Below are 20,806 nucleotides of genomic sequence, written 5' to 3'. Positions count from 1 at the left end.
TCAGCGCGTCGAGAGCGGGCCGGGAGCGGCCTTCACGTCGTCGATCGGGGGCAGCTCCGGAGCCGCCAGGAACACCCACTTCTTGTACGACCAGAAGCGGAACAGCGTGCCGAGCACGAGACCGATGCCCTGCGCGATGTTGTAGCTGAGCGGGTCGTGCAGCTTGAGCGAGTAGGAGACGAAGCCGATCACGAGCAGCGAGATCAGCAGCCCGACGCCGTTGAGCAGGAAGAACAGCACGTACTCCCGGGCGAGGCCGGTCTGCTCGCGATGCCGGAAGGTCCAGAACCGGTTGCCCAGGTAGGCCAGGGTGGCGGCGACGACCGTGGCCAGCACCTTGGAGGTGAGCGGCCCGAGGCCCACGCCGAAACGCAGCAGGTTGGTGCCGCCGAAGTCGACCACGAAGGCGAGAGCGCCCACGACGCCGAACTTCAGCAGCTCGTGGACGAGCACGGCGAACCGCTCGTAGGCGCGGCGAAGAATCTGCACGTCCCGCAGGTCCTTCCTGGTCGGCGGCGAGGTCTTCCCAGGCTACCGGTAGAGAGGGCGGATGGTGGTGTTACGACCGCCCCCGTGTGATTCTGCCCAGTCCGACAAAGAACATTTCAAGAAATATCCCACTATGAGAGATAACGCGGGGCGACACGGGCTACGCTCTCCGCCGACCGGATCATCCCCATCCGGTGTCTGCGTTGTCCCCGAGAGGTGGCCACCACCGTGCTGCGCAGAATCACCGCCCTCGGGCTCGGCCTCGTCCTTCTGGCGGGATGCGGAAACGAGAGCGCGAGCGAGACGCCGGGCGGCCCCGGCGATTCGCCCTCCACCGCGGCGGTCGCGATCACGCAGGCCGACGCGGAAGCGGCCTTCGACGGCCTGGGCGAGCTCGGCGACGCCTGGAAGCACAAGGACTGCGCGAAGATCGCCTACCTCACCACCTGGGCCGAGGCCGCCCTGGGGGAGTCCCTGTGTGACGCGGCCAGGAACGGCCGGCCGGCCCCCGGGTTCACGGCCTACACCGACCCGGAGTTCTACCTGCCCGACTCGGAGGGCGGCTCCGGCGACGCACCGTGGTTCGCCGTGCTGGCGCGCAAGCCCAAGCCCGCCTACTTCGTGTTCGTCCGCTCGGAGGGCCGGTGGCGGCTGGGCGCCGGGCCGATCCCGGTCGTCGGCGACGCGCCCGCGATCGAGGGCGAGGTGCGGGCGGCCGAGGCCGACCCGGGGATCGCCCTCAGGGCCCGGCTCGTGCCGACCCGCCACGTGGCCTTCCTCACCGACGCGGCCGGGGTGAGCGGGGTCCGGTTCGCCTCCGGCGACCCCATGCGCGACCTGCTGCGCGACCTGGTCCGCGCGCCCTCCTCCGCCTCCCCCGACCGCGTCGAGACCGATGTACGGCTGGAGGGGCCGTCCCGGGCCATCGCGCTGCCGGACGGCGCGGCGCTCGTGTTCCACGCCCTGCGGGTCGTCTACACGCAGCGGCCCGGGTCCGGGCGCTCCTCGCTGGTCCACCCCCGCTGGAGCGCCGCCGACCTGCGGGCGTTCACGGGCAGGAGCGCGCCGGGTGCCGTGACGGGCAGCGACCTGGTGGTGCTGGCCACGAGGGTCGCCAAGGACAACGAGCTGACCACGGTCGGCCTGCGCCGGACCCTCGCCGGGATCACCTCCGGCGCCTCCGGCTGAAACCCCGGCTCGGAGCCGCTGGAACGGGCGCCGCGGGCGGGCGCACCTGCCGGGAATCGGTAGGCTGACCTGTCGTGAACAGGCCGAATGTACCCCCTGTCCCGGTCGTGACCGCGCCGGTCGTCGGCATGGTCGGCGCGGGCCAGCTCGCCCGGATGACCCAGCAGGCCGCGATCGCGCTGGGCGTGGACCTGCGCGTGCTGGCCAACACCCGCGACGAGAGCGCCGCCCGGGTCGTCGTCGACACCCGGCTCGGCGACTACCGCGACCTCGCCGACCTGATGGAGTTCGCCAAGGGCTGCGACGCCGTCACGTTCGACCACGAGCACGTGCCGACCGAGCACATCAGGGCGCTGCTCGCCGAGGGTCACGCCGTCCACCCGGGCGCCGACGCGCTCGTCCACGCGCAGGACAAGGCCGTCATGCGCGAGCGGCTCACCGCGATCGGCGCCCCGTGCCCCGCCTGGGCGCGGGTGTCGGCGCTCGCCGACGTCGAGGCGTTCGCCGCGGAGAACGGCTGGCCGGTTGTGCTCAAGGCGGTCCGCGGCGGGTACGACGGCCGGGGCGTCTGGGTCTGCTCCACCCCGGAGGAGGCGCGGGAGGCGCTGGACACCGGGGTGCCGCTGCTGGCCGAGGCCTTCGTGCCGTTCGAGCGGGAGATCGCCGTGCTGGTGGCCCGCTCCCCGCACGGGCAGGGTGTGAGCTACCCGGTCGTGGAGACCGTCCAGAAGGACGGCATCTGCGTGGAGGTCATCGCGCCGGCGCCGGGCCTGTCCGAGGAGGCCGCGGCCGAGGCCCAGCACGTGGCCCTCACGATCGCCCGCGACCTCGGGGTCACCGGCCTGCTCGCGGTCGAGATGTTCGCCACCGCGTCCGGCCTGGTCGTCAACGAGCTGGCCATGCGGCCGCACAACAGCGGCCACTGGACGATCGAGGGCGCCCGCACGTCCCAGTTCGAGCAGCACCTGCGGGCCGTGCTCAATCTGCCGCTGGGCTCGCCGTCGCTCACCGCGCCCGTCGTGGTCATGGCCAACCTGCTGGGCGGCCCCGACCCCGACGTGTACTCCCGCTACGAGCACGTGATGGCCAACGATCCCGGCATCAAGATCCACTTCTACGGCAAGGACGTGCGGCCGGGCCGCAAGATCGGGCACGTGACCGCGCTCGGCACCGACCTCGACGAGGTCAGGGCCCGCGCCCACCACGCCGTGACCTGCCTGAGAGGACCTGTCGATGCCTGACGTCGGGATCGTCATGGGAAGCGACTCGGACTGGCCGGTCATGCGCCAGGCCGCCGAGGCGCTCGCCGAGTTCGGCGTGCCGTTCGAGGCCGACGTGGTCTCGGCCCACCGCATGCCCGCCGAGATGATCGAGTACGGCTCCCGCGCCGCCTCGCGGGGACTCAAGGCGATCATCGCGGGCGCCGGGGGCGCCGCCCACCTGCCCGGGATGCTGGCCTCGGTGACCCCGCTGCCCGTGATCGGGGTGCCGGTGCCGCTGACGTATCTGGACGGAATGGACTCGCTGCTGTCCATCGTCCAGATGCCGGCCGGGGTGCCGGTGGCGACCGTCGCCGTCGGCGGCGCCCGCAACGCCGGTCTGCTCGCCGTACGGATTCTGGCGGCGGCCGACGAGGGCCTGCGGCGGCGGATGGAGGAGTTCCAGGCCGCGCTCAAGGAGCAGGCGTACGCCAAGGGGGAGCGGCTGCGCGCCGAGGCCGCCGGCATGCCCGGCGCGGTCAGCGAGCCGCCGCGCGGCGGGTGAGGCGGGACGGCAGCCACGCCGACACCACCAGCGCGAGCGCGGTGAAGCCGACGGACCACCAGAACGCGTCGCCGAAGGCGGCGGCCGCACCCGCCGGCCCGCCGCCGCGGTGACCGGCGAGCTCGCGTTCGAGCACGACCGCGAGCACGGCGGTCCCGAACGAGCCGCCGATCTGCTGCAACGTCCGGGTGATCACGCTCGCGTGCGGGACCTGCTCGTGGGCGAGCCCCTCGTACGCGCTGGTCATGATGGGGATGGTCACGGCGCCGAGGCCGGCGCCGCGGACGACCAGGGCGGCCATCAGCCACCAGGTCCCGGTCGCCGTGCCGGCCAGGGCGAACGGCAGCGTCCCGAGCGCGGTCACCGCGAGGCCGGCGACGGCGACCGGGCGGGCGCCGAGGCGGTCGGTGAGCAGGCCCGCCGGGGTGCGGGTCAGCAGCAGGCCGACCCCCTGCGGGGCGAGCAGGAGGCCCGCCGTGAGCGCGTCCTGGCCCCTGACCTGCTGGAAGTAGAGCGGGACCAGCAACATGGCGCCGTACAGCACGAAACCGGACAGGAACATCAGTGCGCTCGCGGCTCCGAACGACGGGACGCGAAGCAGCCGCACGTCGACGAGGGGCATGCCGTCCATCGTGATCGCGCGGACCGCGAAGGCCGCTACGAGCGCGCCGCCCGCCACGAGCGGCACGAGCACCTCGGCATGGCCGAACCCGCCGGCGGCGCCGACCCGGGAGAGCCCGAAGACGACCGCGGCGATGCCGGGGGACAGCAGGGCCAGCCCCACCCCGTCGAGCGACGCCTCGCGGTCGCGGTCGCCGGACGGCATGAACCGCCAGGCCAGGACGAGCCCCGCCACGCAGAACGGCACGTTGACCCAGAAGATCCAGCGCCAGTCGAGGTGCTCGACGATCAGACCGCCGGCGACGGGGCCGAGGATCGGGCCCAGCAGGGCGGGCAGCGCGATCACCGCCGTCGCCCGGCCGAGGGAGCGCCCGCCCGCCGCCCGGAACAGCAACGTCTGCATGACGGGCAGCATGAGGCCGCCGCCCGCGCCCTGCACGACCCGGAACGCGATGAGCGCGGGCGCGCCGGGGGCGAGGCTCGCGCCGACTGACCCGGCCAGGAAGAGCGCCAGCGCGTACATCCACACCCGTTTGCCGCCGAACCGCCCCGTCAGCCAGCTCGTCAGCGGCACGGCCATGCCGAGCGCGAGCAGGTAGCCCGTGGTGACCCACTGGACGGTCGAGACGGGCACGCCGAGTTGCCGTCCCAGGGTGTCCAGTGCGATGTTGACGATCGTCGTGTCGAAGACCACGGCGAGGACGCCGGTCAGCATGACGAGCGCGAGCCGGACGAACGCCGGGTCGAGGCGTTCGCGATCGGCGGACGGTTGGGTCACGATGCCCTCCGAGGAAGATTGGATACGCTTGTGTATCTAATCCACCCGAAGGGGTGCCGTCAATAAGATACGTGCCTGTATCTTCAAGGAGGATCGTGCCAGGGAACACCGGAAGCCGCCGGCGCGGGGCCGAGCTGGAGGAGGCGCTGCTGGACGCCGCCTGGGACGAGCTGGTCAGCGTGGGCTACGGCGGTTTCACGATCGAGGGCGTGGCCGAGCGCGCGCAGACCAGCCGGCCCGTCGTCTACCGCCGGTGGCCCAACCGCGCCGAGCTGGCGGCGGCCGCCATCGCGCACCACGCCGCGCGGGACCCGGTCGTGGTGCCGGACACCGGGTCGCTGCGCGACGACCTCGTCGCCCTGCTGCGGGTGGCGTCGTCGCGGCGCGGCGAGATGGCCGCGGTGGTGAGCGTGCAGATGGGCCAGTACTTCGCGGAGACCGACTCGAGCATGGCCGAGCTGCGCGAGCGGTTCCTGGCCGAGCGCGGGAGACCGCACTGGCTGGAGAAGATCCTCCGGCGGGCCGCCGACCGCGGGGAGATCGACCTCGCCCGCCTCACGCCACGGCTGGCGGACCTGCCGATGGACCTGCTCAGGCACGAGCTGCTGATGACCCTGCGGCCGGTCCCCGACGACGTCATCATCGAGATCGTGGATGACGTCTTCATGCCCCTCGTCCGCCTCAGGGCCGGCTGACCCCGGCTTCGAAGGCCGGGGCGGGAGGCCCGGTCAGGGTTCGAGGGTCTGAGTGGGCGGCCCGGTCAGGGTTTGAGGGCCGGGGCGGGAGGCTCGATCAGGGGCGGCCGAGGGCGCGGTAGTGCCAGCCGGCGTCGCGCCAGGCCTCGGCGTCGAGCGCGTTGCGCCCGTCGACGATGTTCCGCACGGCGACGACGTCCCCCAGCGCCTCCGGGTCGAGCCGCACGAACTCCTGCCACTCGGTGAGGAGCAGCACGACGTCGGCGTCGCGGGCGGCCTCGAGGGCGCTGTCGGCGTACCCGAGGTGCGGGTACGCGGCCCGGGCGTTGCCCAGCGCCGCCGGGTCGTAGATCGCGACGTCTCCGCCCTGCTCGGCGATCGTGACCGCGACCTCCAGCGCCGGGGAGTCGCGGATGTCGTCGGAGTTCGGCTTGAAGGCGGCGCCGAGAACGGCCACCCGGCGGCCGGTGAACTCGCCCCCGAGCAGCTCGCGGGCCACGTCGACCATGCGGCCGCGGCGCCGCATGTTGATGGCGTCGACCTCGCGCAGGAACGTGAGCGCCTGGTGGGCGCCCAGCTCGTCGGCCCGAGCCATGAACGCCCGGATGTCCTTGGGCAGGCAGCCGCCGCCGAAGCCGAGGCCGGGGTTGAGGTACTTGCCGCCGATCCGCTCGTCGAACGACAGCGCCTGCGACAGCTGCTTGACGTCGGCGTGCGCCGCCTCGGCGAGCTCGGCCATGGCGTTGATGAAGGAGATCTTGGTGGCGAGGAACGCGTTCGCCGCCGACTTGACCAGCTCGGCCGTCGGGAAGTCGGTCACCACGATCGGGACCTCGCCCAGCGGGGCGTACACGTCCCGGAGCACCTTCTCGGCCCGCTCCGAGGCGACGCCGAGCACGATGCGGTCCGGGTGGAGCGTGTCCTGCACGGCGTACCCCTCGCGCAGGAACTCGGGGTTCCAGGCCAGCTCCACCTGCATGCCGGCGGGCGCGAGCCGTACGAGCTTCTCGGCGAGGCGCTCGGCCGTGCCGACGGGGACCGTGGACTTGCCGACCACGAGGCACTCGCGGTCGAGGTGGGGGGCGAGCGACTCGACCACGGCGTCCAGGTAGGAGACGTCCGCGGCGTAACCGTCCTTGACCTGCGGCGTGCCCACACAGATGAAGTGGACGTCGCCGAAGCGGGCCGCCTCCTCGTAGGAGGTGGTGAAGCGGAGCCGTCCCGACTCCAGGTTGCGCCGGAGCATGTCCTCCAGGCCAGGCTCGTGGATCGGCAGGTCGCCGGCCTGAAGCCGGTCGATCTTGGCCTGGTCCACGTCGAGACCGAGCACCTCGAAGCCCAGCTCGGCCATGCACGCCGCGTGCGTAGCACCCAGGTAACCGGTCCCAAGCACGGTGAGGCGGTACGGCACGGCATGCTCCCCTCTTACCGACTCTTTGTGATCTGGCATGGTACCGGGCCAGTCAACTGCCCTGTGAACCACCAGGGCAAACCGGCCACGGCCCAACGGTACGGCCGCCGTTCCGGCTGGTCGAGGTCGCCCTGCCACTTCTGCGAAGTCACATCGCCAGTCAGGGGAGCGAATGGGGCGGCGGCTACCCTACTGACTGGTAACCAAGTCGTGGGACGTCCTAGTATCGCGCTATGAGCTTCCCTCTCTACGCGCCCACAGAGGAGCACGAACTGCTCCGCGAGACGGTCCGGGCGCTCGCCGACGAAAAGATCGCCCCCCGTGCCGCCGCGGCCGACGAGAACGAGGAGTTCCCGTGGGAGGTCTACAAGGACCTCGTCGCGGCCGATCTGCACGCCGTGCACGTCCCGGAGGAGTACGGCGGCGCCGGGGCCGACGCGCTCGCCACCGTCATAGTGATCGAGGAGGTGGCGCGGGTCTGCGCCTCGTCCTCGCTCATCCCCGCCGTGAACAAGCTGGGCACGGTGCCGCTGCTGCTGTCGGCGTCGGAGGAGCTCAAGCGGCGCTACCTGGCCCCCGTCGCCCGCGGCGAGGCGATGTTCTCCTACGCCCTGAGCGAGCCGGAGGCCGGCTCCGACGCCGCCTCGATGAAGACGCGGGCCGTCCAGGACGGCGACCACTACGTGCTCAACGGCACCAAGATGTGGATCACCAACGCGGGCGTGTCGGAGTACTACACGGTCATGGCCGTGACCGACCCGTCCGCCGGGGCCCGCGGCATCTCGGCGTTCGTCGTGGAGAAGGACGACGAGGGCGTCACCTTCGGCGCCAAGGAGAAGAAGCTCGGCATCAAGGGCTCGCCGACCCGCCAGGTAATCCTGGAGAACGTCCGCATCCCCGCCTCCCGCATGATCGGCGAGCCGGGCACCGGCTTCAAGACGGCGCTGGCCACCCTCGACCACACCCGCGTCACGATCGCCGCCCAGGCGCTCGGCATCGCCCAGGGCGCCCTCGACTACGCGATCGGGTACGTCAAGGAGCGCAAGCAGTTCGGCAAGCCCATCGCCGAGTTCCAGGGCCTCCAGTTCATGATCGCCGACATGGCCATGAAGCTCGAGGCCGCCCGCCAGCTCACCTACGCCGCCGCCGCGAAGTCGGAGCTGGCCATGCACGGCACCCGCGTGAAGGACCTCACGTTCTTCTCCAGCGCCGCCAAGTGCGCCGCCTCCGACGCCGCCATGGAGATCACCACCGACGCCGTCCAGCTCCTCGGCGGGTACGGCTACACCCGTGACTACCCGGTCGAGCGCATGATGCGCGACGCCAAGATCACCCAGATCTACGAGGGCACCAACCAGATCCAGCGCGTCGTCATGGCCCGCCAACTGCTGAAGTAGGGGTTGACCAGCGGAAATCCCGCCTGCCGTATATGGGAGGCGGGGTTCGCTGTGTCCTGACGAGGCTCCTCAACGATCACTGTTCCGTCCCTGTGACCAGACGGAAGAGGTCGGGGTGAGCGTGGATCAACGCCTGGACGCCCTCGTCCGACCAAGCGATCAGCCCTGATCGTTTTCGGTCACACCACCAGGTGGTGACGTTGTCCAGTGATCGCGGTTGTCGACCATAGAGGTCAACCGAGCCCACGAAGTCGATCTGCAGGTCGCCGTTTAGCCGAGAGGCCGAACTCGTGGGCTGCGTGCAACTTTCAGGCAGTCCTCCTGAACCGCGGCCAGGTCGTTACGGGGGCGGCCAAGGCTTGACCTGGAGACGCACCAAGTCAGGGGGGCCACGGTTCTTCGGTTCCGCCTGGCCGCCCGCCTCCGCGCGACTGCAGCGCCTTGACCCCGGTGAAGTGCCCGGTCAGGCTCCTCGATTGTTGACCGATGGATCGATTGACGGGAGCGTCGATGATGGGTGCTCAACGGCGGCGGAAGCTGCGATCGGCCACGACGCTCGGGGTAGCGGTGTCCTTCGTGGCGGGGACGTTGACCGTCCAGGCGGCCCTGGACCCGGCTGCGGCGGCAGCGGGTCCTACGTTGTCGGTGGACCTGTCCGCCGCCCGGCACCCGATCAGTCCGGACATCTACGGCATGAACGGCGCCGACCCGGCGTTCGCCGCCGAGATCGGCCTGCCGGTGGCGCGCTGGGGTGGCAACGCGACTACGCGTTACAACTTCAAGAACCACACCTACAACACGGGAAGCGACTGGTACTTCGAGAACATCGTCGCCGGGCCCGACAACACGGTCGAGGCGTTCGTCAAGACCAACCAGGACCGCGGCAGCAAACAGGTCGTCACCGTGCCGATGAGCGGGTGGGTAGCCAAGGACTCGCCCGCCCAGCACCCGTTCGCCTGCGGATTTCCTGCCAGCCGGTTCCCCGCTCAGGACGGATTCGACCAGTGGGACGCCGCCTGCGGCAACGGCAGGCTCAACAACGCGAACCTCACCGGGGCGGTGCCTGAGGACACCTCGATCCCGGTGGACGCCTCGTTCGACGGCGAGATGGTGTCGCATCTCGTGAGCCAGTTCGGTACGGCGGCGCGCGGCGGCGTGTCGATCTACGAGCTCGACAACGAGCCGGTGTTGTGGAACTCCACGCACCGCGACGTGCACCCCGAGGCGGTCTCGTACGACGAGCTGGGCAGCAAGAGCACCGCGACCGCCGCGGCCATCAAGGCCGCCGACCCGAGCGCCGCGGTGCTCGGCCCGTCCGGCTGGGGATACTGCGAGTGGGTCGCGTCCGGGGTGGACGGATGTGCGCCGGGCGCCGACGCGGCCGCGCACGGCGGGCTCAACCTGTCGCAGTGGTTCCTGAAGAACATGAAGGACTACAGCGACGCCCACGGCGGCAAGCGCATGCTGAACTACTTCGACCAGCACTACTACCCGCAGATCAACGGCGGGAAGGACCCCGAGTCCAACGCGTGGCGGCTGCGGTCCACGCGTTCGCTGTGGGACCCGACGTACGTCGAGGAGTCCTGGATCGGCCCCACAGGCGTGAACGCGCCGCCCCTGCAGTTCATCCGCAAGATGAAGGAGTGGGTCGCGCAGTACTACCCCGGCACGAAGACCGCGATCACCGAGTACAACTGGGGCGCGCTGGACGACATCAACGGCGCCCTGGCGCAGGCCGACGTTCTCGGCATCTTCGGGCGTGAGGGTCTCGACCTCGCGACCATCTGGGGCGAACCTCAGCCGACGCAGCCCGGCGCCTACGCGTTCCGGATGTATCGCAACTACGACGGCGCGGGGAGCCGGTTCGGCGACGTGAGCGTGTCGGCGGCCAGCAGCGATCAAGGACAGCTGGCGGTGTACGGGGCGCAGCGCTCGCGCGACAAGGCGCTGACCCTGATGGTCATCAACAAGACCGGCGGTGATCTGACCTCACCGTTGTCGATCGCCGGACTGCACGGCAACGCCAGGGCGCAGCGGTTCACCTACAGCCCGGCCGATCTCAACTCGATCGTGCGCGGTGACGATCTCATGGTGCACCAGGGCCGGGTCACTGCGACGTACCCGGCGAATTCGATCACCCTGCTGGTCGTGCCAGGGCATCGGCGTTGATGCTTCCCGGGAGGGAGCGGCCCTGGTAGGCCGACCTCTCCCGGCCTAGACGTGGAAACCCTGCTTTCTTCGTGTCGGGAGCGGGCTTGCCATGTCCGATTAGGCGGGCCGCCCACCCCTTGCCGCCGGCGCGGGTCAATCCGCCCGGTCCCGGCGGAGGGCGGGCAGGTCCGCCCGGGCGTCGATGCCGAGCTTGGGCAGCAGCTGCGCCAGGTGTGCGCCGACCGTCCGGCGGGACAGGTAGACCTGCTCGCCGATCTCCTCGTCGGACAGGCCCTCGGCGGCGAGGCGGGCGATCTGCAGTTCCACCGGGGTGAGCTTGTCGCGGGCCGTCAGGACGCGGTCGGCACTGGCCTCCCCGCAGGCGCGCAGCCCGCGCCGGGCCCGGTCGCTCCACGGCACGACGCCCAGAGCGTCGAACGTGTCGCGGGCGGTGCGCAGCAGCGGCCGGGCCGAGCTGGGATCGCCCTGGTCCAGCAGCCACTCGCCGTAGGCCACCTGCACGTACGCCCGGGCGAACGGCCAGAGGGCGTGGTCGGCGGCGAGCGCGTCGGCGAACCGGGCCTGTGCGTCCGCCGGGTCGGCGAGCAGCGCCCGGGCCAGCGGCAGGCCCACGTGCAGCGCGGGCGCGGGCGTCGTCCGCGCCACCTCCTCCAGCTCGCGCAGCACCCCCCGCGCCGCGCCGGCGTTGCCGCTTCCGGCGGCGGCGTCGGCGTACGCGGCCGCCACGTAGCAGCGCAGCGCGAGCTGGTACGACGGATCGGCGGGGTCGTGCAGACGGCGCAGGTGCTCGTATGCCTCCTCGTGCCGGCCTTCGCCGAGGGCTGCCAGGCCGCGGGCCATCTGCACGGTGGCCAGCACCGGCCGCACGCCGGCGGCGACGCTCATCGCCTCGGCACGCGCCGCGAGCTCCCGAGCGCGGTCCGGTTCGCCGCGCAGCGCCGCGAGCATCGCCTGGGTGGACACGGCGGTGCCGTACATCTGCGGCTGGTCCGTCTCGAGGGCGAGCCGGGCCGCCTCCTCGGCGGCCGGGATCGCCACGTTCAGGTTGGTCCGGTGCACCGCGCTCCACGCCTGCTGGGCGAGGGTACGGGTGAGCAGGTAAAGCCGTCCCTGGGCGCGCAGCCCGGGCAGCGCCGCCGCGGAGAAGCTCTCCACCTGCTCGAACGCCCCGACGAGCACCGCCGCGGAGCCCAGGAGCCGGGCCGCCTGTGGGTCGATGACGGGCTGCTCGGCCAGCTCCCGCAGGCCGTCGATGACTACGGCGCCGCGGTCGAGCGGCGCGGCGTACGCGAGGATCGCCAGCAGCAGCGGGTTCGCGGCCGGCACCGGCAGGCTTTCGGCGGCCGCGACGATCCGGCGGCGCGCCTCGGCGCCCGGCTCGATCCAGAAGCACTGGAGGGCGGCGCTCCACAGGATGCGCAGCGCCTCCTCGGGCCGGCCGTCGGCGGCGACCGACTCGGCGAGGGCGGCAAGCACCTGCGGGCCGGTCGCCCGGCCGTCGGAACCGTCGTTGAGAGTGCCCCGGATCCACCGCAGCTGGGCCTGCTGCCGGGAGGTGAGCGGCAGCAGCTCGGTCTGGCGCAGCAGCCGCACGACGACGTCACGGCCACCCAGCTCGACGGCCTGGTCCGCCGCCCGGAGCAGCCGGTCGGCCCGCAGGCGCGCGTCCTCGGTGAGCTTGGCCGCCTGCTCCAGCGCGGTCACCGCCTCGGTCGGGGCGCCGCGCTGCGCGACGCGGGCGGCCATGCTGTCCAGCTCTGTCGCGATCTCCTCGTCGGGCCGGGCCGCGGCGGACGCGCGGTGCCAGATCCGGCGGTCGGAGGCGCGTTCGCCACTCTGCCGGGCGAGCGCCTCGGCGAGCGCGGCGTGGCCCGCGCGGCGCTGCGGCAGCGTCGCGGCCTGGTAGATCGCCGAGCGCATGAGCGGGTGACGGAACCGGATCTGGGCGGCGTCCGGCTCGATCAGCCCGGCGCGAATCCCCGGCGCCAGGTCGTCGTGTGCGACAGGGCCGGCGGTGAGGACGGCCGCGGCCGCGATCGCCTCCTCCAGCGTGGTGCCGTCGTCGAGGGCCGTGACGAGCAGCAGCGCTCGCGTGGCGGGGGGAAGGTCGCCCAGCCGGGCGCCGAAGGCGCGCTCCAGCCGCTCCGTCAGCGGCAGCCACGGCGAGGAGAGCAGGCCGGCCCCCTGGTCGCGCCACTCGCCGGTCAGTTCCACCAGCGCGAGCGGGTTGCCGGCGCCCTCGTCGAGCAGCCGCCGCCGGGTCCGCGGATCCATCCCCGGGGCGCGCGCGTCGAGCAGGCGCGCCGCGGCCGCGTCCGGCAGCGGCCGCAGGACGAGCTCGGGCAGCCCGGCCTCGCCCAGCGCGCAGGGCACGCCGTCGCGCAGCGTGGCGACCAGCGCCACCGGCTCGGCCTCCAGCCGCCGGGCGACGAAGGACAGCACCCCTGCGGTGGGCGGGTCGAGCCACTGGCCGTCGTCGGCGAGCACCAGCAGCGGAGTCCGGCTCGCCGCCTCCACCAGCAGGTTGAGCGTGGCGAGCGCGACCAGGTACAGATCGGGGACGGCGGCGTCGATGAGCCCGAGCGCGGCCGCCAGCGCGCGCCGCTGCGGATCGGGCAGCGCCTCGTCGTCCAGCCGGGCGGGATGCAGCAGGCGGTGCAGCCCCGCGTACGGGAGATGGAACTCGGCCTGCGTGCCGGCCGTGGACAGCACCCGCAGCCCGGCGTCCCGGCCCGCGTCCGCAGCAGCAGTGAGCAGTGCGGACTTGCCGATCCCGGGCTCGCCGCGGACGACCAGTGAGCTGCCTCCGTCGCGAAGTCCGCGGACGAGGCCGGAGAGCCGGGCGATCTCCGACTCTCGCCCGAAAAGCCCTGATTTAGCGGATTCGCTGGACATGGTGACATAGTCTCCTGGTGCCGCCTCCCGGTCGAACCGAGTCCGGCCCCGGCACGTGCGCACCGCATAGTCGAGGGGGAATCCTGTCCGACGACGTCACCGCTCAGGAACCCTGGCCGGCGCCCGCGTCGCTGCACGGCCGGGACGCGGAACGACACGCGATCGACGAGGTGATCCGGCGGCTCGGCGCGGGGCTCAGCGACTCACTCGTCCTCGTCGGCGAGCCGGGCGTCGGTAAGACCCGGCTGCTGCAGGAGGCGGCCGCGGCGGCCTCGGCCGCGGAGGTGCGGGTGCTCACCATCTCCGGCGTCGAGTCCGAGCTTCCGCTCGGCTTCGCCGCACTGCACCACCTTCTCGCGCCGTTCCTCGATCGGCTCGAACGGATCCCCGGCCCCCAGGGCGACGCCCTGCGGCGGGCGTTCGGGCTGATGCACGGCCCCCCGCCGGACCTGTTCCTGATCGGCCTCGCCACCCTCAGCCTGCTCGCCGAGATCGCGTCCGACCGGCCACTGCTCTGCCTCGTCGACGACGCGCACTGGCTGGACCGCGACTCCGCCCAGGCGCTCGCGTTCGTCGGCCGGCGGCTGCACGCGGAGCGGGTCGGGGTGCTCGTCGCGCTGCGCGAATCCCGGACCGCGCTCTTCGAGGGCCTGCCGGTGCGCCCCGTCCGCGGGCTGGGTGACGCGGCCGCCCGCCGGCTGCTCGCCGAGCGCGTCGCCGGGCCGCTCGACGACACGGTGGCCGAGCGGGTGGTGGAGCAGACCGGCGGTAACCCGCTCGCGCTCATCACCCTCGCCACCGCCCTCTCGCCGGAGCAGCTCGCGGGCCACATCGAGCTGCCGGTACGGCTCCCGCTGGGCACGCATCTGGAGACGTACTTCCTGGGCCAGGTACGGGCGTTGCCCCCGGCCACCAGGGAGCTGCTGCTCGTCGCCTCGATCGCGCCCGCGCACGACCAGGCGCTGCTCTGGCGGGCCGCGGCGCTGCTGGGCATGTCCCCGGTGGACGCCGACCCGGCGCTCGCCGAGGGCGTCCTGCTGCTCGGCGACCTGGCCGGCGGCAGCGTCACCTTCCGGCACCCGCTCATCCGGGCCGCGGTCTACAACGCGTCCACGCCGGCCGATCGCCGCCGCGCGCACCGCGCGCTGGCGGACTCCAGCGACCCCGTGCTCGACCCCGACACCCGGGCCTGGCACCTCGCCGCCGCCACGTCGGGCACTGACGAGGGCGTCGCCCGGGACCTGGAGGCCTCCGCCGAGCGGGCCGGAGCACGCGGCGGCTACACAGCCCAGGCCGCCTTCCTGGCCCGCGCCGCCGAGCTCAGCCCGGACGCGTCGGCGCGCGGCGGCCGGCTGCTCGCCGCGGCCGGGGCGTTCCTGGTCGCCGGGGACATCGCCGCGGTCCGCCGGCTGCTCGACCAGGCGCGGCCGATGCTGCACACCCCGGTCGCCCGGGCGATGGGGGAGCGGCTGCGCGCCGCCGTCGCCAACTTCGACGACCGGGTGGCGGACACGCCGGCGATCCTGATGGACGCCGCCGCCGCGCTCGGCGGCCGGGACGAGCGGCTGACCCGGGTGATGCTCCGGGAGGCGATGGAGACCGCCATGGTCGCGCTGGAGCACACGGTCGGCACCACGCCGCTCGAGGTGGCCCGTGCCGTGCTCGCCGTACCGGCCGACCCGGCGGGGACGGCGGCCGACCTGCTGGCCCGGGCGTTCGCCACCCGGGTCACGGCCGGGTACGGGGCCGCGGTGCCGCTGATGCGGGCCGCGGTCGCCGAGCTCTGCACGGCGGAACGGCTCAGCGAGGAGGGCATGCCGCTCGCGCTGCTCGGCGGGCTCGCCGCCGACGAGCTCTGGGACGAGCAGGGACGGTCCGCGTTGCTGCGCCGGCTGGCGGCGTCCGGCCGCGAGAGCGGGGCGCTGCACGCGCTCCGGGTGACGCTCACCCTGCTCGCCGGCAGCGAGCTGCGTGCCGGCCGGATCGCCGTCGCCGACGGGCACTACGCCGAGAACTTCGACCTGTACGCGATGAGCGGAGTGATGCCGCGGGGCGGCCCGCAGTGGCAGATCGAGCAGTTGGTCTGGCAGGGCCGGGAGCAGGAGGCCCGCGCGGCCGCCGACCGGATCGCCGTCGTCGCGGCCCAGAACGTCCCGGCCCTGGTCAACCAGGCGGCCTTGGCCATGACGGTGCTGGAGGTGAGCCTCGGCAACTACCGCGAGGCGCTCGACCGGGCTCGCCCGCTGTTCGACCGCGACCCGCCGGGCACCGGCAACCGGGTGCTGCCCGACCTGGTCGAGGCGGCGGTGCGGGCAGGCGACCCCGACACGGCACGGCAGGCGCTGGCGCGGCTGGAGGAGCGGGCGCCGGTCAGCGGCATGCCCTGGGGGCTGGGTCTGCTCGCGCGCAGCCAAGCGCTGCTCGCCGAGCAGACCGGCGGAGCCGCGGAGCCGCTTTACCAGCAGGCGCTGGAGCAGCTTGGGCGTACCCGGATGCGCACCGACCTGGCCCGCACCCACCTGCTGTACGGAGAATGGCTCAGGCGGCACCGGCGGCGCGGCGAGGCCGGGGCGCAGCTGCGTACCGCGCACGAGATGTTCGCCGCGATGGGCGCCGGGATCTTCACCGAGCGCGTCCGGGGAGAGCTCGCCGCGACCGGCGAGCGGGTCGCGCCCCCCGCCGCGCCGGTCGGCCCCGTGCTCACCCCGCAGGAAACCAAGATCGCCACTCTTGCCGCAGAGGGCGCGACGAACGCGGAGATCGCCCGGCGGCTGTACGTCAGCACCTCGACCGTCGAGTACCACCTCACCAAGATCTTCCGGAAGCTGCGGCTCACCTCCCGGCGGCAGCTGCGCGAGCTCTTCAAGGACGGCCCCGCCGGCTGACCCCCGGCCTGTGGACATACTGGGGTGTTTCCCTGATTCGGCGGCCCGCCCCGGCGCGGTTCCATGAGGACGACCGGTCAAGGCGACGCAGGGGAGCAAACGGTGCCCGCTCACGATCCGCACACCGCCGGACCCGGCCGGCATCGGGCTTTGCACGCGTATTTCCTTGAGGTACGCCGGAAGGCGAAGGGGCCCGTCGCCGTCGTCGACGCCCACACCATGTTCGTGAACAGCGCCGCCGCGGGCCTGCTGTCGTCCGCGGACCGCACGCTGCTGTGGGAGTGGGCCGGCCGGCGGCTGAGCATCGGGCCGGGGCGGCGGCCCGCGCGGCTGACCCTGCCGTCGGGCACGCTGACCGGGCGGTGCGAGGGCGTCTACGACGACGATGTCCTGGCCGGCGCGGTGATCTGGCTGATCGGCCGGTCGGACGAGACCGGGCCGGCCTGGTCCCGGCTCACCGATTCGGAACGGACCGTCGCCGAGCACGTGGCCCGGGGGCTCACCAACCGGGAGACGGCCGCCCTGCTGTTCATCTCGCCGCACACCGTCGACTACCACCTGCGGCAGGTGTTCCGGAAGTTCCAGGTGCGCTCCCGGGTGGAGCTGGCCCGGCTGATGGCGACCCGGGCCGGCTGAGCCCGTGATCCCGGGTTGACGGCGTGCGGGGTCCCGAATGCCGAGGACTACGTGTTCACGTGGGGTGGCTCGCGGGCCGGATCCCTAGCGTGATGACTGCACCTGCACTCGATACGGCGTCCTGATCCTCCGGGCGTACGCCCGTTCCCGCCGCGGAACCCCTGATCAACCATGCCCGTACGCACCCCTGGCGGCCGGCCGGGCCGCGCACGGGCCGCGCGCTCCACGTCACTGGTCCCCGGCCTTCTGCTTGATCACCTTGCTGAGAGGTCACCATGAGCACCCCCGTCATCTTCATTCACGGACTCTGGCTGCACGCCTCCTCCTGGACCCCCTGGATCGACCTGTTCCAGGAGGCCGGCTACGCGCCGAGCGCGCCCGGCTGGCCCGGCGACGGCGCGACCGTCGAGGAGTCCCGGGCGAATCCTGAGGCCATCGCGCGTCACGGCATCGACGACGTCGTCGAGCACTACACGAAGATCATCAATGGTCTGCCGGAACGGCCGATCCTGATCGGCCACTCGTTCGGCGGCATGATCGCTCAGAAGCTGCTCGGGCTGGACCTCGGGGCCGCCGCCGTCGCGATCGACGCCGCGCAGATCAAGGGCGTGCTGCCGGTGCCGCTGACCGCGCTGCGCTCGGCGCTCCCGGTGTTCCGCAACCCCGCCAACCGCAACCGGGCCGTGTCGCTCACCGAGGAGCAGTTCCGGTACGCCTTCGGCAACGCCGTCTCCGAGCAGGAGTCCGGAGAGCTGTACCGGCGCTGGAGCATCCCGGCGCCCGGAAAGCCGCTGTTCGAGGCCGCGACGGCCAACTTCGACCCGCACTCGCCCGCGAAGGTGGCGACCGGGAACGAGGGCCGCGGCCCGCTGCTGCTGATCACCGGCGGCCGGGACCACACCGTGCCCGAGGCCGTCACCCTGGCCACCCTGAAGCAGTACCGGCACTCCGCCGCGGTCACGGACTTCCACGAGTTCCCTGACCGGGCGCACTCGCTCACCATCGACGGCGGCTGGCGCGAGGTCGCCGAGGTCACGCTGGCCTGGCTCGCCCGCCAGTCGCTCTGAACGCGATCACCGAACGTGCCGGGATGTCGGCACAGGTCCGGTGGTTCGCCCGCTACCTGCGGGCGGGCCTCGGGTGGTTCCGCGCCTTCCCGCCCGGCTCCTGCTCGCCTTCCTCGACCGAGAGGTGGATCCCCATCATGATGAACCGGCCCCTACGGCGGCGCGGTGCGTTGATCACGCTGGCCGTCCTCGCCCTGTTCACGCTCGGCGTCCCGGCCTCGGCCGCCAGCCGTCCCGTTCGTCCGAAGCCGACCATCGTGCTCGTGCACGGCGCCTGGGCCGACGCGTCGAGCTGGTCGGACGTGACCGGCCTGCTGCAACGGCTCGGGTACACCGTGCTCGCCGCGCCCAACCCGCTGCGCGGGCTCGGCAGCGACGCCGCGTACCTGTCGGCGTTCCTCGACCAGCGGACCAGCGGCCCTGTCGTCCTGGTCGGCCACTCCTACGGCGGCGCGGTCGTGACCAACGCGGCCGGCACCGACCCCGACGTGAAGGCGCTCGTGTACGTCAACGCGTTCGCGCCCGACAAGGGCGAGACGGTTCTCGGGCTGCAGGGCGGCGGCGACCCGAGCGCGCTGTTCGACGTCGTGGCCTACCCCGGGGCGCCGGCCGGAGACGTGGACCTCTACATCAAGCAGGCGGTGTTCCCGCAGGCCTTCGCCGGTGATCTACCGGCCGCCACGGCCGCCCGGTTGGCCGCCGGGCAGCGCCCGATCGCGCTGAGCGCGCTGCAGGAGCCGTCCGGGGCGCCCGCATGGAAGACGCTGCCGAGCTGGTACCTGGTAGGCACGAAGGACGGCATCCTGCCGCCGTCGCTGCAGCTCACCATGGCGAACCGGGCCCACAGCCACGTCACCGAGGTCGCCGCGTCGCACCTGTCCATGCTGTCCCGGCCGCAGGCCGTGGTGGACGTCATCGTCGCCGCCGCCAGGTCCGTCCGCTGAACCCGCACGTGGCCCCGCCTCCGGGCGGGGCCACGTCCCGCAGAAAGGCCCGTCATGGAGCTGCACCTGTCAGGCAGGACCGCCGTGGTCACCGGCGCGAGCAAGGGCATCGGGCTGGCGATCACCCGGGCGCTCGCGGCAGAGGGCGTCAGCGTGACCGCCGGAGCGCGGCACATCAGTGCCGAGCTGTCCGAGCTGGCGGCGGGGGGCCGCGTCCGCCCGGTCGCGGTGGACCTCACCACCCTGGACGGCCCGGCCGAACTGGTCGAGGCCGCCGGCGAGGCCTTCGGCGGCCTGGACATCCTGGTCAACAACGTCGGCGGGGTACGCCCGCGCACGGGCGGCTTCGCCTCCGTCACCGACGTGGACTGGCTCGCCACCCTGACCGTCAACTTCCTGTCCGCGGTGCGCGCCACCCGCGAGGCGCTGCCGCTCATGCTCGGCCGCGGCGCCGGCACGATCGTGTCCGTCAGCTCGGTCAACGCGTCGCTGCCGGACCCGCTGGTGATCGACTACAGCGCCGCGAAGGCGGCCCTGGCCAGTTTCAGCAAGTCCTTGTCGAAGGAGCTCGGCCCGCACGGGATACGGGTCAACACCGTCAGCCCCGGGCCGGTCGCCACCGACCTGTGGCTCGGCGCGGACGGCGTCGCCGCCACGCTCGCCCGCCACAACGGCGGCGAGTCGCACGCGGTGGCGGAGCAGGCCGCCGCCGACTCGGTCACCGGCCGGTTCACCCGCCCGGACGAGGTCGCCGACCTCGTCGTCCTGCTCGCCAGCGAGCGCGCCGGCAACGTCACCGGCGCGGACTTCGTCATCGACGGCGGCCTGATCGGCACCCTGTGACCGGGTGGACGGCGGCGCGCGCCTCGTCGGTGCGTTCGTGGCTCCGCTCCACCGCGGCGGCAGGCGCCGCCGCCCAGGCCGTCGAGGTAATCGAGGCCGCTCTGACCTCCGGAAAGGTGAACTCATGACCGCCACGGAACAGCCCGTCGTCGTCCTCGTCCATGGCGCCTTCGCCGAGTCGGGGAGCTGGAACCGCGTCATCCAGCGTCTGCACGGCCGCGGGCTGACCGCCGTCGCGGCGGCCAACCCGTTGCGGAGCGTGGAGGGCGACGCCGCCTATGTGCGCGACGTGATCGCCGGCATCGGACGGCCGGTCGTCCTGGTCGGCCATTCCTACGGCGGCATGGTGATCAGCCAGGCGGCGTCCGGCAACGACGCCGTGCAGGCCCTCGTGTACGTCGCCGCCTTCGCGCCCGAACCCGGGGAGAGCGCGCTGGTGCTGTCCGGCACGTTCGAGGGCAGCAGCCTGGGTGGCACCTTGGTCGCCTACCCGGTCTCCTCCGGCGGCAACGAGTTCCGGATCGCCGAGGACAGGTTCCACCACCAGTTCTGCGCCGATCTCGACGCCGATGAGGCCGCCCTGATGGCGGCCACCCAACGGCCGGTGACCGAACAGGCGCTGACTGACGGGCTGACGGTGAGCGAGCCGGGCTGGCGTGCCAAGCCGTCCTGGTTCGTCCACGGTGATAGCGACCTCAACATCCCGGCCGCCGCGCTGAGGTTCATGGCCGAACGCGCCGGCTCGCGCGGAACCCGTGAGATCGCGGGCGCCTCCCACGCCGTGGGGGCGTCCCAGCCCGACGCGGTGGCCGCGGCCGTCTTCGACGCCGTCGGCCACGTACCGGGTTGAACGAAGCGTGCTCCAGGCGCTGGAGATCCTGCGTGGAGAGCGCGAGAAGCCGTGTGCCGCCGTGCGCTCGATCTCCGTCAGGAGTTCCGGGGTGGGCGCGGCACCGTAGCTCGACAGTCCGATTTCCGTGCGGTCAGTTCCTCAGGCCCGCGCGGCGTGCACAGCGATCAG

At 72.8% G+C, this 20,806-nt stretch carries 16 protein-coding genes; 12 read left to right on the top strand and 4 right to left on the bottom strand.

Annotated features, from left to right (window positions below):
* On the bottom strand, positions 1-489 hold the full coding sequence (locus Mco01_RS28425) for a GtrA family protein (RefSeq protein WP_051458582.1): 489 nt from the start codon (positions 487-489) through the stop codon (positions 1-3).
* Between the two features lie 228 nt (positions 490-717).
* Here Mco01_RS28425 and Mco01_RS28420 point away from each other — a divergent pair, with 228 nt between their 5' ends.
* The 3 genes from Mco01_RS28420 (at position 718) to purE (ending at position 3,441) form a co-directional block, all read left to right on the top strand.
* Positions 718-1,677, top strand: coding sequence for a hypothetical protein (locus Mco01_RS28420; RefSeq protein ID WP_204059928.1), 960 nt, complete (start codon positions 718-720; stop codon positions 1,675-1,677).
* Positions 1,678-1,751: 74 nt separating this feature from the next.
* Complete coding sequence (locus Mco01_RS28415; protein WP_275410595.1) at positions 1,752-2,918, top strand: 5-(carboxyamino)imidazole ribonucleotide synthase; 1,167 nt, start codon at positions 1,752-1,754, stop codon at positions 2,916-2,918.
* Complete coding sequence (purE, locus tag Mco01_RS28410) at positions 2,911-3,441, top strand: 5-(carboxyamino)imidazole ribonucleotide mutase (protein WP_204059927.1); 531 nt, start codon at positions 2,911-2,913, stop codon at positions 3,439-3,441. Before Mco01_RS28415 ends, purE begins: the two co-directional genes overlap by 8 nt.
* On the opposite strand, the gene Mco01_RS28405 is transcribed toward purE, so the two are convergent.
* Positions 3,416-4,840 carry an MDR family MFS transporter gene (locus Mco01_RS28405; protein ID WP_204059926.1) on the bottom strand — a complete coding sequence of 475 codons (1,425 nt, stop codon included), beginning with the start codon at positions 4,838-4,840 and terminating at the stop codon, positions 3,416-3,418. The two genes, purE and Mco01_RS28405, sit on opposite strands and share 26 nt — an antisense overlap.
* Before the next feature lie 95 nt (positions 4,841-4,935).
* On the opposite strand from Mco01_RS28405, the gene Mco01_RS28400 reads away from it, so the two are divergent.
* Positions 4,936-5,535, top strand: coding sequence for a TetR/AcrR family transcriptional regulator (locus Mco01_RS28400; RefSeq protein WP_204059925.1), 600 nt, complete (start codon positions 4,936-4,938; stop codon positions 5,533-5,535).
* 97 nt (positions 5,536-5,632) lie between these two features.
* Here the strand turns inward: Mco01_RS28400 and Mco01_RS28395 are convergent, their stop codons facing one another.
* Complete coding sequence (locus Mco01_RS28395) at positions 5,633-6,946, bottom strand: UDP-glucose dehydrogenase family protein (RefSeq protein ID WP_204059924.1); 1,314 nt, start codon at positions 6,944-6,946, stop codon at positions 5,633-5,635.
* Between the two features lie 233 nt (positions 6,947-7,179).
* Here Mco01_RS28395 and Mco01_RS28390 point away from each other — a divergent pair, with 233 nt between their 5' ends.
* Positions 7,180-8,343, top strand: a complete 1,164-nt coding sequence (locus Mco01_RS28390; RefSeq protein ID WP_204059923.1) for an acyl-CoA dehydrogenase family protein — start codon at positions 7,180-7,182, stop codon at positions 8,341-8,343.
* A 510-nt stretch (positions 8,344-8,853) separates the two neighbouring features.
* Entirely contained in the window at positions 8,854-10,512 is a 1,659-nt protein-coding gene (locus tag Mco01_RS28385; RefSeq protein WP_204059922.1) for a glycoside hydrolase family 44 protein, read from the top strand.
* Between the two features lie 135 nt (positions 10,513-10,647).
* On the opposite strand, the gene Mco01_RS40480 is transcribed toward Mco01_RS28385, so the two are convergent.
* Complete coding sequence (locus Mco01_RS40480) at positions 10,648-13,410, bottom strand: AAA family ATPase (RefSeq protein ID WP_204059921.1); 2,763 nt, start codon at positions 13,408-13,410, stop codon at positions 10,648-10,650.
* 17 nt (positions 13,411-13,427) lie between these two features.
* Between Mco01_RS40480 and Mco01_RS28375 the strand changes: the two genes are divergently transcribed.
* From Mco01_RS28375 to Mco01_RS28350, 6 genes are all read left to right on the top strand, one after another.
* Positions 13,428-16,295, top strand: coding sequence for a helix-turn-helix transcriptional regulator (locus tag Mco01_RS28375; RefSeq protein ID WP_275410594.1), 2,868 nt, complete (start codon positions 13,428-13,430; stop codon positions 16,293-16,295).
* A 150-nt stretch (positions 16,296-16,445) separates the two neighbouring features.
* Complete coding sequence (locus Mco01_RS28370; protein ID WP_204059919.1) at positions 16,446-16,931, top strand: helix-turn-helix transcriptional regulator; 486 nt, start codon at positions 16,446-16,448, stop codon at positions 16,929-16,931.
* Positions 16,932-17,206: 275 nt separating this feature from the next.
* On the top strand, positions 17,207-17,998 hold the full coding sequence (locus tag Mco01_RS28365) for an alpha/beta hydrolase (protein WP_204059918.1): 792 nt from the start codon (positions 17,207-17,209) through the stop codon (positions 17,996-17,998).
* A gap of 23 nt (positions 17,999-18,021) precedes the next feature.
* Positions 18,022-18,942 carry an alpha/beta fold hydrolase gene (locus tag Mco01_RS28360; RefSeq protein ID WP_239103967.1) on the top strand — a complete coding sequence of 307 codons (921 nt, stop codon included), beginning with the start codon at positions 18,022-18,024 and terminating at the stop codon, positions 18,940-18,942.
* A gap of 54 nt (positions 18,943-18,996) precedes the next feature.
* Complete coding sequence (locus Mco01_RS28355; protein WP_204059917.1) at positions 18,997-19,785, top strand: oxidoreductase; 789 nt, start codon at positions 18,997-18,999, stop codon at positions 19,783-19,785.
* A 124-nt stretch (positions 19,786-19,909) separates the two neighbouring features.
* On the top strand, positions 19,910-20,635 hold the full coding sequence (locus Mco01_RS28350; protein WP_204059916.1) for an alpha/beta fold hydrolase: 726 nt from the start codon (positions 19,910-19,912) through the stop codon (positions 20,633-20,635).
* Positions 20,636-20,806: the final 171 nt, after the last annotated feature.

This window comes from Microbispora corallina, from assembly GCF_016863035.1.
Classification (GTDB): domain Bacteria; phylum Actinomycetota; class Actinomycetes; order Streptosporangiales; family Streptosporangiaceae; genus Microbispora; species Microbispora corallina.
Note: the sequence above shows the minus strand (reverse complement) of the source record. Positions and strands in the feature narration are given on the sequence as shown.